Genomic DNA, 16,665 nt, shown 5'->3' on the forward strand with positions numbered 1-16,665 from the left:
CGCCCAACCCGACAATCACCCCACCTTCACCCCCTCAGGAGCGAATCGTGTTCGTGATCTTCGGTGCATCCGGCAACGTCGGCCAGTCGACCGTGACGGCCTTGCGCAATGCCGGCCATCCCGTGCGCGCGGTGTTGCGCGACGCACGCCATCGTGAACGTTTCGCGCAGCTCGGCTGCGACGTCGTGATCGCCGAGCTGACGGACGCGAACACGATCGCATCGGCGATCGACGGCGCGCGGGCCGTGCAGATACTGTGCCCGGTACCCGTCGCCGACCCCGATCCGGCCGCGACGATGACGCGGACAATCGATGTCGCGACCGCCGCGCTCGCCGCCAACCCGCCGCCGGTGCTGCTCGCGCTGTCGGACTACGGCGCGGAGCGCGACGGCAATACGGGCATCACCCGCCTGTTTCATGACTTCGAGGAACGGCTGAAGGCGATCCCGACACACCTGACGCTGCTGCGTTCGGCCGAGCATCTGCAGAACTGGTCGCGCATCCTGCCGGTCGCGCTCGGCACGGGCGTGCTGCCGAGCTTTCATCATCCGGTCGACAAGGTGTTCCCGACGGTCTGGGCGCCGGATGTGGGCATCGTCGCGGCGCGGCTGTTGCTCGATGCGCCCGAAGGCGGTGACGGGCCGCGCATCGTCAGTGTCGAAGGGCCGCGGCGGGTGAGCGTGACCGCGATTGCCGATACGCTCGGCGCAGCGGCCGGCCGGGCAATCGTCGCGCATGAACTGCCGCGCGACACCTGGGCCGCGACGCTGCTGCGCGCGGGCCTCAGCGAACGCCATGCGCAGTTGATCGTCGATCTGTACGACGTGCACAACGCCGGGCAGATCGACGTCGAGGACGGTGTGTCGGAGCGGCTTTACGGGACGACGACGCCGACTGACGCACTCGCGCAACTGGTGCGCCAGCACGCGCGGTAGTGGCAGTGGCGACTGGTGTTGCGCATCACGCCGGTCGCCGCACCTTGTTCAGTACCGCATACGAAAGCGACCCGATCACGATTCCCCAGAACGCGGAGCCGAGCCCGAGCCACGTCATGCCCGACGCGGTCGCAAGGAACGTGATCAGCGACGCCTCGCGGTGGTTCTCGTCCTCGAAGATCCCGTGCACGTTCGCGCCGATCGCGCCGATCAGCGCGAGCCCCGCGAGGATCGCGACGAATGCCTTCGGCAGCGCGAAGAACACCGTGACGATCGTGCCCGCGAACAGCCCGCCGATCAGGTAGATCGCCCCGTTCGCGAGTCCGGCGATGTAGCGCCGGTCCGGGTCCTCGTGCGCGTCCTTGCCGGTGCACAGCGCGGCCGTGATCGCCGCGACGACGATCGTGATCCCGCCGAAGCACGCGACCGCGAGCGACATCACGCTGGTCGCCGTGATGATCGGCCGCGCAGGGGTGTGATAGCCGGACACCCGCAGGATCGTCATGCCCGGCAGGAACTGGCCGGTGAGGCTGACGACGACGAGCGGCAGCGCGAGGCTGAGCGTCGTGCCGAGCGTCCATTCGGGCGCGATGAAGATCGGGTGCGCGAGGCTCGCGGACACGTTGCCGAGATGCGTCATCCCGAGCAGCGTCGCGAGCGCGGCGCCCGTGAGCAGCACGAGCACGATGCTGTAGCGCGGCAGCAGGCGCCTGAAGATCACGTAGGCCGCGATCATCCCGAACGCGAGCGCGGGCTGCTCCGACGCGGCGGCGAACGCATGCGTGCCGAACGGCAGCAGGATGCCGGCCATCATCCCGCACGCGATACCGCGCGGAATATGGCGGACGAGCCGGTCGAAATAGCCGGTCACGCCGATCAGCAGGATGATCAGCGCGGCCGTGAGGTACGCGCCGACGGCCTGGTTGAGCGTCAGTTGCGGAAACAGGCCGACGAGCAGCGCGGTGCCGGGCGCCGACCACGCGGTGATGATCGGCACCTTCAGCTTCCAGCTCGCGAACAGGCCCGATACGCCCGCGCCGATCGAGATCGCCCAGACCCACGACGACACCATCGCGTCGGACACATGGGCGGCCTGTGCGGCCTGGAAGAAGATCGCGAGCGGGCCCGCATAGGAAATCAGCACCGCGAGAAAGCCCGCGGTAATCGCGGAAACGGACCAGTCGTTGCCGATCGCGCGGATCGTGCCGGGCGGGGTGTTCGGTTGCATCGTCGTGGGGAAGTGCGGCGCGCGGCCGGGGGCAGAGCCGGGGCGAATGATTGTTGGAAGCCCCGGACGAGCCGTCATTCTGGGCATTGCCGACGCAATTGGCAATGCGCGGGTGCGAGCGGGGTCGTCGGTATCTTGTAAGGTTTCGGTCGTTAGCGAGCCGGATCGACGGAGATCGAATCGACTTGCTCCACGACCTTGACCGCCTGTGTCAGATCGCCTTCGAGCGTGCGACCGTGGCTGTCGTAAAAGATCTGGGTCGTGTAGATCGTCAGCGTGGCGGGAATCGGCTTGCCGTGATCGCGCCAGTCGACGGGCACCGTGTAGGGGCCGATTCTCGCGCCGGACAAGCCGGGAATCGCTGCACCCGAGATGCGAATGCCGACCGCGGCGCCGCGCATCTCGAAGGTTGCCAGGACGAAGCGCTCCAGCGCCGGCTTGTTGCGGAACAGGGGCAGGATGTCGTCGCGGAATCCGACCGTGCCTTCCGCGAATCCGGTCAGTGGAAGCAGGGTCAGCAGCAGGGCCGCCAGGACGCGCCGGATCCCGTTACGCGTGCGTGATGTCGATTCTGGTGCGTGCATGCTTGTCGTCTCCTCCTGCCGGATGTCCGTGGCCCGTTTTCCCGGTGAAGACTGTACCGGAAGCGGCGGGGTCGGCGCGTTTTCGCCGCGGCGACGAGGATCGCTCCGGGGTCACGTACTGACCTGCAACACCTCGTCGACCACGGCCACCTTCACGCCACGCCCCGTCGACAACGACGCCGTGCCCTGCTCGAACGGATGCACGGGCGTATCGGTCGGCGTCCACGCATGGCGCGCCAGCAGTTCGCGATACCCGCCGCGAATCACGAAGCCGCCGCATTTCTCCGCATACGCGTCGCGGCGCATCCGGTACGCGCGCGGCAGGTCGTACCACGGCAGCTTCGGCAGGTCGTGATGGACGAGATGGTAGTTGTTGTTGAGATACAGCAGCCGCATCGCGAAGCCGGCTTCATTGATCGCGATGCGGGCCTTCGGATGGGGCGCGGCGCGGTGCTCGTACAGCGAGCGGATCATCGCGATCGACAACGCGGGCCACGTGATCACGAGCAGGTAATACCACCACGGGATGCCGATCGCCCATTGCAGCCACGCGAGCAGCGCAACCACGCAGGCGACGTGCGTCGCCCACATCGGCAGGTAGCGGAAATCGCCGCGCCGGAACGCGGCAAATGCGTCGACGCCCATCGCGGCGATGCTCAGCGGCGGCCCGGCGATGAAGCGTCCGACGAAGGTCTTGCGTGCGAGCGTCAGCATGCGGCGCCAGCGCGGCAGCCGCGCCCAGTGCTCGCGCGTGACGTAATTCGTTTCGGGATCGACGCCCGGCACGGTCAGGTCTTCGTCGCGATGATGGTCGAGATGCGTGTCGCGATACAGCGTGTACGGATACCAGACCGTCAGCGGCGGATAGCCGAGCAGCTTGTTCACACGCGCGGAGCGCGTCGGGTGGCCGTGCAGCAGTTCGTGCTGCAGCGACAGGTGCCATGCGCCGAGCAGGATCAGCGGCGCCGTCGCGGCCGCGAGCGACAGGGTGCCGCCGCGCACGAGCAGCAGCACGGCGAGCCAGCCGCCGTAGATCGCGACGACCAGCAGCCAGGTCGGCCACTCGGTGCGGGCGGTGAAGCGGGTGTCGAGCGCGGCGATCGCACGCGCGTGGTCGACGTCGAAGTATTCGGCCATGGCGTTGAGGCGGGATTGAACGGGCGGTGCGGGGAACGCGCGGTTGAACCGGCAAGCTCGGCCCGGGTGTGCAGGTGTCTCGCGGATCACGGTCGGCCTGTCCGGCATCACGCGCGGTGGCGATGCGCGAGCAGGCATCAGGACGGTACCGGGATCGCACCGCGCGGCCAACCAATCGATTCGGATTTGCTTATCGTCGCGGGGCCGATAAGCTTCGGGCGTGCCGCGCCACGTTCAGCCCCTGTTTTGGCGCGATCGAACCGGGTTCCGCTACGCGAGCGTCGATGCGTAGAATGCCCGCATGAGCTCATGGATCGCCGCCCTGCCGATGTACAACGTGACGCCGCGCCACGACGCACTGTGGCGCGCACTGCTGCGCGATGCACTCGATGCGTTCGCAAACGCGGGCGGGCCCGCCGCCGATGTCACGCTTCCCGATGAATCCTTCGACGATCTTCACGCGCTGTGGCGGCGCGACGATCTGCTGCTGTCGCAGACCTGCGGCTATCCGTACCGGATGCTGGGCTTGCGCGATGTCGTGCGACTGATCGCGACACCCTTGTTCGACGCGGACGGTTGCGACGGCGCGCACTACAGCAGCGTGCTGGTCGTGTCGGCACGTGCGCATGCGGCCGGCGCGACGACGCTCGCCGCATGCCGGGGGCTGCGGGCCGCGTTCAACGGTCGAGATTCGCACAGCGGGATGAACGCGCTCCGGCATGCGGTCGCGCCGCATGCGCGCGACGGACGATTCTTCGGATCGGTGGCGGCGTTCGGCTCGCACCTGAACGTACTGCGTGCGCTGGCTTCGGGCGACGCCGATTGCGCAGCGATCGACTGCGTGACGTTCGCATACGTGAGGGATGCACTGCCCGAATTGCTGGAGGACCTCCGGATCGTCGGGATGACGGCATCCGCGCCGGGGTTGCCGTTCATCGCATCGCGAGCACTCCAAGACACACAGGTCGCTGCATTGCAGGATGCACTCGATCACGCCGTGACGGCCGATGCGGAGCGGGCGCGCGTGTTGCGGCTGAAGGGATTCGAACGGCTGTCGCCAGCCGACTACGACATGATTGCGCGGTTCGAGCAGCAGGCGGCCGCGCACGGTTATCCCGCGCTGGCCTGAGCGCCGCGAGCGCGTGTTGAAGCGCTAGAACGGCAGCGTGCCGGGCGGCGCGTTGCGCACGACGGCGAGCGTCGTGCCGATATGGTCTTCGAGCGCGAGCGCCGCGCGCGCATCCGCGCGCCGCATCGCGGCGTCGAACAGGCACTGGTGCTCCGCATGCACGTCGCGTTTCGAATCGCCGAGCCCGATGCACACGCGCCGGTAACGTTCGCTTTGCTGCGACAGCATGCGCAGGATCAGATAGGTCCACGGCGTCGCGGCTGCCGAGATCAGCGCTTCGTGAAAGCGCCGGTTGCACGCTTCCCACGCGGTCCGGTGTTCGATCGATACCGGCTGCTCCCAGGCCGACAGCATCTCGAAGCTCTGCCGCACCCGGTGTTCCCACGCATCGTCGCCGCGCCGCACGGATTCGCGCAGCGCGTCGACCTCGATATGGATGCGCAGCCGCGTGATCGCTTCGAGATCGTCGACCGACATCGGCGTGACGCGAAACCCGCGCTGCCCTTCGGCGACGACCAGCGCATCGCTGACCAGCCGCGTGAGCGCCTCGCGCAGCGTGCCCGCGCCGACGCCGTACACGTTCTTCAGATGCTCGACGCGCAGCTTCGCGCCGGGCGGGTAGTGCCCCTCGATGATGTGCTGGCGAAGCTGGTGGTACGCATGCTCGCTGAGCGTGCGGGCATGCGGTTCGACTGCGTCGTCGGCGGCCGGCTCGATCGCAGGCGCGGAGTCGTCGGGCAGCGCGTCGGCGAACGGGTGGGTGGGCAGGATGGTGTTCATTTCACGCGTCCTCCGAATCCTGTTTGCGGTTGAGGCGATAGCTGAGTTGCGCGCGCGTCAGCCCGAGCAGGCGGGCGGCGGCCGACAGGTTGCCGTTCGCGCGATCGACGGCCTCGTGCAGCAGCGCGCGCTCGAGGCCGTCGAGCCCGCCGCCACCCTGCAACTGGTCGAGGATCGTCGCGCAGTCGATCGATAGCGCGGCGGCCGGCTTGATCTGCCCCGCACGATCGACGCTCGCGCCGCCGGGCAGCCCGACGCCGGGGAACAGGTCCTTCGCGTCGACCGGCCGGTTCGGACGCGACAGGATCACTGCACGCTCGATCAGGTTCTCGAGCTCGCGCACGTTGCCGGGCCACCGGTAGCCGCGCAGCGCGTCGTACGCGTAGTCGGTCAGCGTGGGCGCCGGCTTGCCGTGCAGCGACGCGAAGCGTTCCAGCATCGTGTCGGCGAGCAGCGCGATGTCGTCCTGCCGGTCGCGCAGCGGCGGAATCAGCACCGGGTAGACGTTGATCCGGTAGTAGAGGTCGGCGCGGAAGGTGCCGTCGCGCACGGCCTGTTCGAGATCCCGGTTGGTCGCCGCAACGACGCGCACATCCACCTTCCTGCCGTCGGTCGCGCCGAGCCGTTCGACCTCGCCTTCCTGAAGCACGCGCAGCAGCTTGGCCTGCACGTCGAGCGGCAGCTCGCCGATTTCGTCGAGGAACAGCGTGCCGCCGTTCGCGCGCTCGAAGCGCCCGGCACGCGCGACCTGCGAGCCCGTGAAGGCGCCTTTCTCCGCGCCGAACAGTTCCGACTCGATCAGCGCGTGCGGAATTGCCGCGCAGTTGATCGCGACGAACGGCTTGGCGGCGCGCGGGCTGAGGCTATGCAGTGCGCGCGCAAAGCGCTCCTTGCCGACGCCCGTCTCTCCCGTGAGCAGGACGGCCACCTTGGTCGGCGCGGCCGTCTCGAGCAGTGCATAGGCGGCGCGAAACGCGTCGGAGCGTCCGACGAGCCGCGTGCGGCCATCGTCGGGTGCGATCTCGAGGCGCAGCGACTCGACCTCGGTCTGCAGGTCGCGGATGGTGTTGATCAGCGAATCGGCCTTGAACCACGACGAGATTTCCTCGGCGTCGGGCCATTCCTCGGCCGGCTTGCCGACGATCGTGCAGTGCGGGTCGTGCATGCCGACGCAGCTCGTTTCCTTGAACAGGATCGTCCGGCCGATGAAGGCGCTCGTATAGCCGGTCGCATAGCCGATCAGCATCCAGCACACCGGCTCGGGCTGCGGCCCGAACGTGCGGCGGTGCACGTCGGCCTCCCATGAATGTTCCCAGCGGTATTCGCAATAGAACGCGCCCGTCGCGGGATCGGCCTCGAAGCGCAGCGGCGTGACCTGCACGGCGCCTTCGAGCATGTGCAGCTGCGGGCCGACATGGAACATGTCGAACAGCGACGCGCCGCTGCGGATCTCGCGGGCGAGCGCGGCGTCCCGTTCGCCGGCGGCGAAGCCGACGCGCGTGAAGAACCGCCGCGTCTGCGCCGGCCCGACGCTTTCCATCAGCTCCTGGCGCAGCGTCGCCAGCGCGCCGGCATGGAGCAGCACCATCCGCTGTCCGGCGAGCCAGATGCGGCCGTCGCTCGCCGAAAAATGGATCAATTTGCGCAGGTCGGTGTCCGGCGGCAAGGGGGGCAGGCTGGGCCGCGTCATGTCTCCTCCGTCGAGATTTCTCGTGATTTTCGAAATTTCCGCAAGCGGCGCCCCAACCCGGGCAACCGTTTGATCATTTCATCAAATGCGTGCTGCCGGGTTGCTCAAATGATGAAGAGGGCCGCCGAATCAGGCGTTTGGCGCAGTGGCTCGGGCGCGTTTTCCCTTCTGGTTAACCGCCATTGTGGATCGCGAATTTGAACTTTGCGTCAGGGCTTTCCCTGAATTATCGAGATTTTTTGCGGAACCGGCCGCGCGTGGCACGGATGCTGCATTGAAGGACGGCATGGAGGCGACACCGATCATGAATCCAACCGACACCGATCTTTCCCCACTCGACCCGGGCCGCAAATGCGTCCGTGTCACCGGTACAAACCCGCGCGGCTTCGTCGAATTCGAGTTGTCGATCGGCGGTGCGCCGGAGCTGTGCGTCGAACTGACGTTGCCTCCTGCCGCCTTCGACGCGTTCTGCCGCGAACAGCAGGTCACGCGGCTGGACGTCGAAGCGAACCCATGACCTTGAGGAGCAAGAAGTGACCATCGAGCTGAAGACAGTCGACATCAAGCCGCTCCGGCACACCTTTGCGCACGTGGCGCAGAACATCGGCGGCGACAAGACGGCGACGCGCTACCAGGAAGGCATGATGGGCGCGCAGCCCCAGGCGAACTTCCATTACCGCCCGACGTGGGATCCCGATTACGAGATCTTCGATGCGTCGCGTTCGGCGATCCGGATGGCGAACTGGTACGCGCTGAAGGACCCGCGCCAGTTCTACTACGCGTCGTGGGCGACCACGCGGGCGCGCCAGCAGGACACGATGGAAGCGAACTTCGAGTTCGTCGAGTCGCGCCGGATGATCGGCCTGATGCGCGACGACGTCGCCGCGCACGCGCTCGACGTGCTGGTGCCGCTGCGCCATGCGGCCTGGGGCGCGAACATGAACAACGCGCAGGTCTGCGCGCTCGGCTACGGCACCGTGTTCACGGCGCCCGCGATGTTTCATGCGATGGACAACCTCGGGGTCGCGCAGTACCTCACGCGGCTCGCGCTCGCGATGGCCGAGCCCGACGTGCTCGACACCGCCAAGGCGGCGTGGACGACCGGCGCCGCGTGGCAGCCGCTGCGGCGTTATGTCGAGGACACGCTGGTGATTGCCGATCCGGTCGAACTGTTCGTCGCGCAGAACCTGGCGCTCGACGGGCTGCTGTACCCGCTCGTGTACGACCGCTTCGTCGATGAACGAATCGCGCTCGCGGGCGGCACGGCGGTGGCGATGCTGACCGCGTTCATGCCCGAATGGCACACCGAATCGAACCGCTGGATCGATGCCGTCGTGAAGACGATGGCGTCGGAATCCGACGACAACCGCGCGCTGCTGGCACGCTGGACGCGCGACTGGTCCGCGCGGGCCGACGCGGCGCTCGCGCCGGTGGCGGCGCTGGCGCTGCAGGACGACGGCCGCGCCGCGCTCGACGAAGTGCGGGAACAGTTCCACGCGCGTGTCGCGAAGCTCGGCCTCGCGTTCTGACGCCGGGCCGCCCACCTTTCATCCAGGAAACCAGCATGTCCAACGTATTCATCGCCTTCCAGGCCAATGAGGAGTCCAGACCGATCGTCGAGGCGATCGTCGCCGACAACCCGCTCGCGGTGGTGGTCGAGTCGCCCGGCATGGTCAAGATCGATTCGCCCGACCGGTTGACGATCCGCCGCGAAACGATCGAGGAACTGACCGGCACGCGCTTCGACCTGCAGCAGCTTCAGGTGAACCTGATCACGCTGTCCGGCCACATCGACGAGGACGACGACCAGTTCACGCTGAGCTGGTCGCACTGAACGCCGCGCCACGCGCACCGACAACACCGGAGACACGAATGGACACGCCAACGCTCAAGAAAAAACTCGGCCTGAAGGACCGCTACGCGGCGATGACGCGCGGCCTCGGCTGGGAGACGACCTACCAGCCGATGGACAAGGTCTTCCCGTACGACCGCTACGAGGGCATCAAGATCCACGACTGGGACAAGTGGGTCGACCCGTTTCGCCTGACCATGGACGCGTACTGGAAATACCAGGGCGAGAAGGAAAAGAAGCTGTACGCGGTGATCGACGCGTTCACGCAGAACAACGCGTTCCTCGGCGTGACCGATGCGCGCTACATCAACGCGCTGAAGCTGTTCATCCAGGGCGTGACGCCGCTCGAATACCTCGCGCATCGCGGCTTCGCGCACGTCGGCCGGCACTTCACCGGCGAGGGCGCGCGCATCGCGTGCCAGATGCAGTCGATCGACGAATTGCGGCACTACCAGACCGAAACGCACGCGATGTCGACGTACAACAAGTTCTTCAACGGGTTCCATCACTCGAACCACTGGTTCGATCGCGTCTGGTACCTGTCGGTGCCGAAGTCGTTCTTCGAGGATGCGTACTCGTCGGGGCCGTTCGAATTCCTGACCGCCGTGAGTTTCTCGTTCGAATACGTGCTGACGAACCTGCTGTTCGTGCCGTTCATGTCGGGCGCGGCCTACAACGGCGACATGTCGACCGTCACGTTCGGCTTCTCCGCGCAGTCCGACGAATCGCGCCACATGACGCTCGGCATCGAGTGCATCAAGTTCCTGCTCGAACAGGATCCGGACAACGTGCCGATCGTGCAGCGCTGGATCGACAAGTGGTTCTGGCGCGGTTACCGGCTGCTGACGCTCGTCGCGATGATGATGGACTACATGCAGCCGAAGCGCGTGATGAGCTGGCGCGAGTCGTGGGAAATGTACGCGGAGCAGAACGGCGGCGCGCTGTTCAAGGATCTCGCGCGCTACGGCATCCGCGAGCCGAAGGGCTGGCAGGACGCATGCGAAGGCAAGGACCACATCAGCCACCAGGCATGGTCGACGTTCTACGGCTTCAACGCGGCGTCCGCGTTCCACACGTGGGTGCCGGCCGAGGACGAGATGGCGTGGCTGTCCGCGAAGTATCCCGACTCGTTCGACCGCTACTACCGCCCGCGCTTCGACCACTGGGGCGAACAGGCGAAGGCCGGCAACCGCTTCTACATGAAGACGCTGCCGATGCTGTGCCAGACCTGCCAGATCCCGATGCTGTTCACCGAGCCCGGCAACCCGCGAAAGATCGGCGCGCGCGAATCGAACTACCTCGGCAACAAGTTCCATTTCTGCAGCGATCACTGCAGGGAAATCTTCGATCACGAACCGCAGAAGTACGTGCAGGCGTGGCTGCCCGTGCACCAGATCCACCAGGGCAACTGCTTCCCGCCCGATGCGGACCCGAGCGCCGAAGGCTTCGATCCGCTCGCCGCCGTACTCGATTACTACGCGGTGGGCATGGGCCGCGACAACCTCGATTTCGAAGGCTCGGAAGACCAGAAGAACTTCGCGGCATGGCGTGGCCAGGCCACGAGTAACTGATCGATACGCAACACCTACGCAACCTTGAACGAGACCGGCGTGCGCGCGAACGCGCGAACGCCGGCCGACAGGAGACAAGCATGGCCGTCATCGCGCTCAAACCCTACGACTTCCCGATCAAGGACGCGGTCGGGAAGTTTCCGGCACCGCTGCTCTACGTGTGCTGGGAAGACCACCTGATGTTTCCGGCGCCGTTCTGCCTGCCGCTGCCGCCGGACCTGCCGTTCGGCGCGCTCGCGCGCGACGTGCTGCCGCCCGTCTACGGCTACCACCCGGATTTCGCGAAGATCGACTGGGATCGCGTCGAGTGGTTCCGCTCGGGCGAGCCGTGGGCGCCGGACGCGGCGAAGAGCCTGGCCGGCAACGGCCTTGGGCACAAGGACCTGATCAGCTTCCGCACGCCGGGCCTCGACGGCCTTGGCGGCGCGAGCTTCTGACCGCTACGCGGACGGGCGAACCATCATGAGCCACCAACTAACCATCGAGCCGCTGGGCGTCACGATCGAGGTCGAGGAAGGACAGACGATGCTCGACGCGGCGCTGCGCCAGGGCATCTACATTCCGCACGCGTGCTGTCACGGGCTGTGCGGCACCTGCAAGGTCGCGGTGCTCGACGGCGAGACCGACCTCGGCGACGCGAACCCGTTCGCGCTGATGGACTTCGAGCGCGAGGAAGGCAAGGCGCTCGCGTGCTGCGCGACGCTGCAGGCCGACACCGTGATCGAGGCCGACGTCGACGAGGAGCCCGACGCGGAGATCATTCCCGTCAAGGACTTCGCGGCGGACGTCACGCGCATCGACGCGCTCACGCCGACCATCAAGTCGATCCGCCTGAAGCTGTCGCAGCCGATCCATTTCCAGGCCGGCCAGTACGTGCAGCTCGAGATTCCGGGGCTCGGGCAGAGCCGCGCCTTCTCGATCGCGAATTCACCGGCCGACGTGGCCGCCACCGGCGAGATCGAGCTGAACGTCAGGCAGGTGCCGGGCGGGCTCGGCACCGGTTACCTGCACGAGCAGCTGGCGACCGGCGACCGCGTGCGGCTGTCGGGCCCGTACGGCCGCTTCTTCGTGCGCCGCTCGGCCGCGTTGCCGATGATCTTCATGGCCGGCGGATCGGGCCTGTCGAGCCCGCGCTCGATGATCGCGGACCTGCTCGCGAGCGGCGTCACCGCGCCGATCACGCTGGTCTACGGCCAGCGCAACGCGAAGGAACTCTATTACCACGATGAATTCCGCGCGCTCGCCGAGCGTTATCCGAACTTCACGTACGTGCCGGCGCTGTCCGAAGGGGCGGCCGATGCCGGCGGCGGGATCGCACAAGGGTTCGTGCACGACGTCGCGAATGCGCATTTCGACGGCGACTTCTCGGGTCACCAGGCGTACCTGTGCGGGCCCCCCGCGATGATCGACGCATGCATCACCGCGCTGATGAAGGGCCGTCTGTTCGAGCGCGACATCTATCACGAGAAGTTCATCTCGGCGGCCGACGCGCAACAGACGCGCAGCCCGCTGTTCCGGCGGGTGTGACATGGACGCGGGCCGCGTGTGCGCCACGGTGACGATCGCGCAGACCGACGAGCGCTATGCGTGCGCGTCCGGCGAATCGTTGCTGGCCGGGATGGCGAAGCTCGGCCGGCGCGGCATTCCGGTCGGGTGCCTGAACGGCGGCTGCGGCGTGTGCAAGGTGCGCGTGCTACGCGGCGCGGTGCACCGGCTCGGGCCGATCAGCCGCGCGCACGTGAGCGCCGACGAGGAGCGCGACGGCTATGCGCTCGCGTGCCGCGTCGCGCCGGACGGCGACGTCGAGCTGGAAGTGGCGGGCCGGCTGAAGAAGCCGTTTTTCTGCGGCCCGGCGTGCGCCGGGACGCCGGATTTCAACAAGTAACCAAGGAGGAGACTCACCATGGGTGTGATGCGTATTGGTCATGTCAATCTGAAGGTGATGGACATGGAGGCGGCGTTGCGTCACTACATCCGCGTGCTCGGCATGCAGGAGACGATGCGCGACGCGGCCGGCAACGTCTACCTGAAATGCTGGGACGAATGGGACTGGTATTCGCTGATCCTGTCGCCGTCCGATCAGGCGGGGCTCAAGCATGCGGCCTACAAGGTCGAGCACGACGCCGATCTCGACGCGTTGCAGCAGCGTATCGAGGCGTACGGCATCCCGACGGAGATGTTGCCGGAGGGCGCGTTGCCGGCGGTGGGCCGCCAGTTGCGCTTCCTGCTGCCGAGCGGGCACGAGTTGCGCCTGTTCGCGAAGAAGGAGCTGGTCGGCACCGCGGTCGGGTCGCTGAATCCCGATCCGTGGCCCGACGACATTCCGGGCTCGGCTGTGCACTGGCTCGACCACTGCCTGCTGATGTGCGAGCTGAACCCGGAGGCCGGCGTGAACCGCGTCGAGGAGAACACGCGCTTCATGGCCGAGTGCCTCGACTTCCACCTGGCCGAGCAGGTCATGGTCGGCCCGGGCAACACGATCCAGGCCGCGACGTGGATGTTCCGCAGCTCGACGCCACACGACATCGCGTTCGTCGGCGGCCCGCGCAACGGGCTGCATCACATCGCGTTCTTCCTCGACGACTGGGCCGACGTGCTGAAGTCGGCCGACGTGATGGCGAAGAACAAGGTGAAGATCGACGTCGCCCCCACGCGGCACGGCATCACGCGCGGCACGACCATCTATTTCTTCGATCCGAGCGGCAACCGCAACGAAACCTTCGCGGGGCTCGGCTATCTCGCGCAGCCCGACCGCCCGGTCACGACGTGGACCGAGGACGAACTCGGGCGCGGGATTTTCTTCCATTCCGGTGAACTGAACGAAGCGTTCACGACCGTCTACACCTGACCCGCGCAAGGAGCACAGCGTCATGGCTTGCAACGATTCGACCCGCAGCGTCGTCACGCGCACGATCGACTGGCCCGCCGCGTCGCGCGCCGCACAGGCGGCGGCAGAGGCCGCCGAGCGGCTCGGCGTGCGCGTGAACGTCGCCGTCGTCGATGCGGCCGGCCTGCTCGCGGCATTCGTGCGAATGCCTGGCGCGCCGCTGCATTCGATCGACATCGCGATCGACAAGGCATACACGGCCGCGAGCTTCGGCTTGCCGACCGGTGCGTGGCACGACGCGCTGGCCGAGCATTCGGCGGCCGTGCGGCAGGGGCTCGTGTTGCGCCCGCGCTTCGTCGCGTTCGGCGGCGGGCTGCCGATCGTCGACGACGGTGTGCTGATCGGCGGCATCGGCGTGTCGGGCGGCAGCGAGGCACAGGACGAACGCTGTGCCCGCGCGGGCCTCGACGCGGCCGGCTTCGGCGGCGGGTGACGGGCGACAGACGAAACACGGCATGCGGCGCGCGGACGTTCTTGACGAACGTCGTTCGCGACCGCACCGGATCACGGATTCACGACTATCGGCAACCACATCATGTACGACACGGAACCTCTTGCCGCGACACGCGGCCCCGCCGGCGGGCAGCCGGAACCGCGGCGCGTCCGCAACTTCATCGACGGCGACTATCGCGCGGGCGATCGCTGGTTCGACAAGCGCTCGCCGCTCGACAACGCCGTGATCGCGCGCGTGGCCGAAGCGAGCCGCGCGGACGTCGACGCGGCCGTGCTGGCGGCGCGCGCGGCGCTGTCGGGGCCGTGGGGCGGCCTGACCGTCGCGCAGCGCGTCGAGATCCTGTATGCGGTGGCCGACGGCATCACGCGCCGCTTCGACGATTTCCTCGAAGCCGAAGTGGCCGACACCGGCAAGCCGGTCAGCCTCGCGAGCCATATCGACATCCCGCGCGGCGCGGCGAACTTCAAGGTGTTCGCCGACGTCGTGAAGAACGTGCCGGGCGAAACCTTCGAAATGGCGACGCCGGACGGCGCGGGCGCGCTCAACTATGCGATCCGCCGCCCGGTCGGCGTGGTCGGCGTGATCTGCCCGTGGAACCTGCCGCTGCTGCTGATGACGTGGAAGGTCGGGCCCGCGCTCGCGTGCGGCAACACGGTGGTCGTGAAGCCGTCGGAGGAAACGCCGCAGACGGCCGCGCTGCTCGGCGAAGTGATGAACGCAGCGGGCGTGCCGCGCGGCGTCTACAACGTCGTGCACGGCTTCGGGCCCGGGTCGGCCGGCGAATTCCTGACGACCCATCCCGGCGTGAACGCGATCACGTTCACCGGCGAGACGCGCACCGGCGCGGCGATCATGAAGGCGGCGGCCGATGGCGCGCGGCCCGTCAGCCTCGAGATGGGCGGCAAGAACGCGGCGATCGTGTTCGCCGACTGCGATTTCGACGCGGCCGTCGAGGGCACGCTGCGCTCGTGCTTCGCGAACGCGGGGCAGGTGTGCCTCGGCACCGAGCGCGTGTATGTCGAACGTCCGCTGTTCGAGCGCTTCGTCGCCGCGCTGAAGGCCGGCGCCGAACGGCTGCGGCCGGGCCGCCCGGACGCGGAGACGACCGGCATCGGCCCGCTGATCAGCCAGGAGCACCGCGACAAGGTGCTGTCGTACTACCGCCAGGCGGCCGAACTCGGCGCGACGGTCGTGACGGGCGGCGGTGTGCCCGACATGCCGGACGACCTGCGCGACGGCGCGTGGGTGCAGCCGACGATCTGGACGGGCCTTGGCGACGATTCGCCGATCGCACGCGACGAGATCTTCGGGCCGTGCACGCTCGTGATGCCGTTCGATTCGGAAGCCGAGGTGATCGGCCGCGCGAATGCGAACGCGTACGGGCTGTCGACCGCGATCTGGACCACCAACCTGTCCCGTGCGCATCGTGTCGCCGCGTCGATCGACGTCGGCATCGCGTGGGTCAATTCGTGGTTCCTGCGCGACCTGCGCACCGCGTTCGGCGGCGCGAAGCAATCGGGCATCGGCCGCGAAGGCGGCGTGCATTCGCTCGAGTTCTATACGGAACTGCGCAACGTCTGCATCAAGCTCTGACCCACCCGTTACTGATCGGAAGACTCTTATGGACTCCACGTTGATTACCACGCTGGGCGACCGGCTGTACGACGCAATGACCTCGCGCACGCCCGTCGCACCGCTGACGTCGCAGCACGAGGACCTATCGGTCGACGACGCGTACCGGATCCAGCAACGCTTCGTGCAGCGTCGCCTGGACGCCGGGGAAACCGTGATCGGCAAGAAGATCGGCGTCACGTCGAAAGCCGTGATGGACATGCTCGGCGTGTACCAGCCCGACTTCGGCTACCTGCTGTCGGGGATGGTGTACGGCGACGGCGCGTGCATCGCGCTCGACACGCTGATTCAGCCGAAGGCGGAAGGCGAGATCGCGTTCGTGCTGAAGCGCGACCTGCTCGGGCCCGGCGTGACGAACGCGATGGTGCTGGCCGCGACCGAATGCGTGATGCCGTGCTTCGAGATCGTCGATTCACGGATTCGCGACTGGAAGATCCGGATTGGCGACACCGTGGCCGACAACGCGTCGTGCGGCGTGTTCGTGCTTGGCGACCAGGCGGTGAGCACGCGCCGCGTCGATCTCGCGACCTGCGGGATGGTGCTCGAGAAGAACGGCGACGTGATCGGCACCGGCGCCGGCGCGGCCGCACTCGGCTCGCCGGTCAACGCAATCGCGTGGCTCGCCAATACGCTCGGCCGGCTCGGCATTCCGCTGAAAGCGGGCGAAGTGATCCTGTCCGGCGCGCTCGCCGCGATGGCGCCGGCCGGGCCCGGCGACAACTTCCGCGTGTCGATCGGCGGGATCGGCGCATGTTCGGTGCGGTTCGCGTGAGCGGCGCCGTTCCC

The 16,665-nt window shown here is 67.5% G+C and carries 18 protein-coding genes; 13 read left to right on the top strand and 5 right to left on the bottom strand.

What is annotated here, in order from left to right:
* Window positions 1-47 precede the first annotated feature (47 nt).
* On the top strand, window positions 48-935 hold the full coding sequence (locus tag QZM67_RS16955) for an NAD(P)H-binding protein (protein ID WP_301805018.1): 888 nt from the start codon (window positions 48-50) through the stop codon (window positions 933-935).
* Between the two features lie 25 nt (window positions 936-960).
* Here the strand turns inward: QZM67_RS16955 and QZM67_RS16960 are convergent, their stop codons facing one another.
* The 3 genes from QZM67_RS16960 to QZM67_RS16970 all read right to left on the bottom strand — a co-directional run bounded on the left by QZM67_RS16960 (window position 961) and on the right by QZM67_RS16970 (window position 3,884).
* A complete protein-coding gene (locus tag QZM67_RS16960) occupies window positions 961-2,163 on the bottom strand; it encodes a benzoate/H(+) symporter BenE family transporter (protein WP_301805019.1) in 1,203 nt (400 codons plus the stop codon).
* 152 nt (window positions 2,164-2,315) lie between these two features.
* Window positions 2,316-2,747: a hypothetical protein gene (locus tag QZM67_RS16965; RefSeq protein WP_175022684.1), complete on the bottom strand. Its 432-nt coding sequence runs from the start codon at window positions 2,745-2,747 to the stop codon at window positions 2,316-2,318.
* Window positions 2,748-2,858: 111 nt separating this feature from the next.
* Window positions 2,859-3,884, bottom strand: coding sequence for a fatty acid desaturase (locus QZM67_RS16970; protein ID WP_301805021.1), 1,026 nt, complete (start codon window positions 3,882-3,884; stop codon window positions 2,859-2,861).
* Window positions 3,885-4,185: 301 nt separating this feature from the next.
* Between QZM67_RS16970 and QZM67_RS16975 the strand changes: the two genes are divergently transcribed.
* Entirely contained in the window at window positions 4,186-5,013 is an 828-nt protein-coding gene (locus QZM67_RS16975; RefSeq protein WP_301805024.1) for a phosphate/phosphite/phosphonate ABC transporter substrate-binding protein, read from the top strand.
* Window positions 5,014-5,037: 24 nt separating this feature from the next.
* Here the strand turns inward: QZM67_RS16975 and QZM67_RS16980 are convergent, their stop codons facing one another.
* Window positions 5,038-5,793, bottom strand: a complete 756-nt coding sequence (locus QZM67_RS16980) for a GntR family transcriptional regulator (RefSeq protein ID WP_301805026.1) — start codon at window positions 5,791-5,793, stop codon at window positions 5,038-5,040.
* A 1-nt stretch (window position 5,794) separates the two neighbouring features.
* Window positions 5,795-7,483: a sigma-54-dependent Fis family transcriptional regulator gene (locus tag QZM67_RS16985; RefSeq protein ID WP_301805028.1), complete on the bottom strand. Its 1,689-nt coding sequence runs from the start codon at window positions 7,481-7,483 to the stop codon at window positions 5,795-5,797.
* 145 nt (window positions 7,484-7,628) lie between these two features.
* Between QZM67_RS16985 and QZM67_RS16990 the strand changes: the two genes are divergently transcribed.
* From QZM67_RS16990 to dmpE, 11 genes are all read left to right on the top strand, one after another.
* Window positions 7,629-8,000 carry a phenol hydroxylase subunit gene (locus QZM67_RS16990; RefSeq protein ID WP_230624119.1) on the top strand — a complete coding sequence of 124 codons (372 nt, stop codon included), beginning with the start codon at window positions 7,629-7,631 and terminating at the stop codon, window positions 7,998-8,000.
* Between the two features lie 16 nt (window positions 8,001-8,016).
* A complete protein-coding gene (locus tag QZM67_RS16995) occupies window positions 8,017-9,012 on the top strand; it encodes a phenol hydroxylase (RefSeq protein ID WP_301805030.1) in 996 nt (331 codons plus the stop codon).
* A 35-nt stretch (window positions 9,013-9,047) separates the two neighbouring features.
* Complete coding sequence (locus tag QZM67_RS17000; protein ID WP_043178963.1) at window positions 9,048-9,317, top strand: MmoB/DmpM family protein; 270 nt, start codon at window positions 9,048-9,050, stop codon at window positions 9,315-9,317.
* Window positions 9,318-9,355: 38 nt separating this feature from the next.
* Entirely contained in the window at window positions 9,356-10,906 is a 1,551-nt protein-coding gene (locus tag QZM67_RS17005) for an aromatic/alkene/methane monooxygenase hydroxylase/oxygenase subunit alpha (RefSeq protein ID WP_175022690.1), read from the top strand.
* An 80-nt stretch (window positions 10,907-10,986) separates the two neighbouring features.
* Window positions 10,987-11,343: a phenol hydroxylase subunit P4 gene (locus QZM67_RS17010; protein ID WP_175022691.1), complete on the top strand. Its 357-nt coding sequence runs from the start codon at window positions 10,987-10,989 to the stop codon at window positions 11,341-11,343.
* Window positions 11,344-11,368: 25 nt separating this feature from the next.
* Window positions 11,369-12,433: an NADH:ubiquinone reductase (Na(+)-transporting) subunit F gene (locus QZM67_RS17015; protein ID WP_089453926.1), complete on the top strand. Its 1,065-nt coding sequence runs from the start codon at window positions 11,369-11,371 to the stop codon at window positions 12,431-12,433.
* 1 nt (window position 12,434) lies between these two features.
* Entirely contained in the window at window positions 12,435-12,791 is a 357-nt protein-coding gene (locus tag QZM67_RS17020; protein ID WP_301805036.1) for a 2Fe-2S iron-sulfur cluster-binding protein, read from the top strand.
* A gap of 18 nt (window positions 12,792-12,809) precedes the next feature.
* Entirely contained in the window at window positions 12,810-13,754 is a 945-nt protein-coding gene (locus tag QZM67_RS17025; RefSeq protein ID WP_301805039.1) for a catechol 2,3-dioxygenase, read from the top strand.
* 22 nt (window positions 13,755-13,776) lie between these two features.
* Window positions 13,777-14,226, top strand: coding sequence for a heme-binding protein (locus tag QZM67_RS17030; protein ID WP_301805040.1), 450 nt, complete (start codon window positions 13,777-13,779; stop codon window positions 14,224-14,226).
* A gap of 102 nt (window positions 14,227-14,328) precedes the next feature.
* On the top strand, window positions 14,329-15,840 hold the full coding sequence (locus QZM67_RS17035) for a 2-hydroxymuconic semialdehyde dehydrogenase (protein WP_301805045.1): 1,512 nt from the start codon (window positions 14,329-14,331) through the stop codon (window positions 15,838-15,840).
* 28 nt (window positions 15,841-15,868) lie between these two features.
* Complete coding sequence (dmpE, locus tag QZM67_RS17040; RefSeq protein ID WP_043178951.1) at window positions 15,869-16,651, top strand: 2-oxopent-4-enoate hydratase; 783 nt, start codon at window positions 15,869-15,871, stop codon at window positions 16,649-16,651.
* Window positions 16,652-16,665: the final 14 nt, after the last annotated feature.

This window comes from Burkholderia sp. AU45251, assembly GCF_030482905.1.
GTDB classification, from domain to species: Bacteria; Pseudomonadota; Gammaproteobacteria; order Burkholderiales; family Burkholderiaceae; genus Burkholderia; species Burkholderia aenigmatica.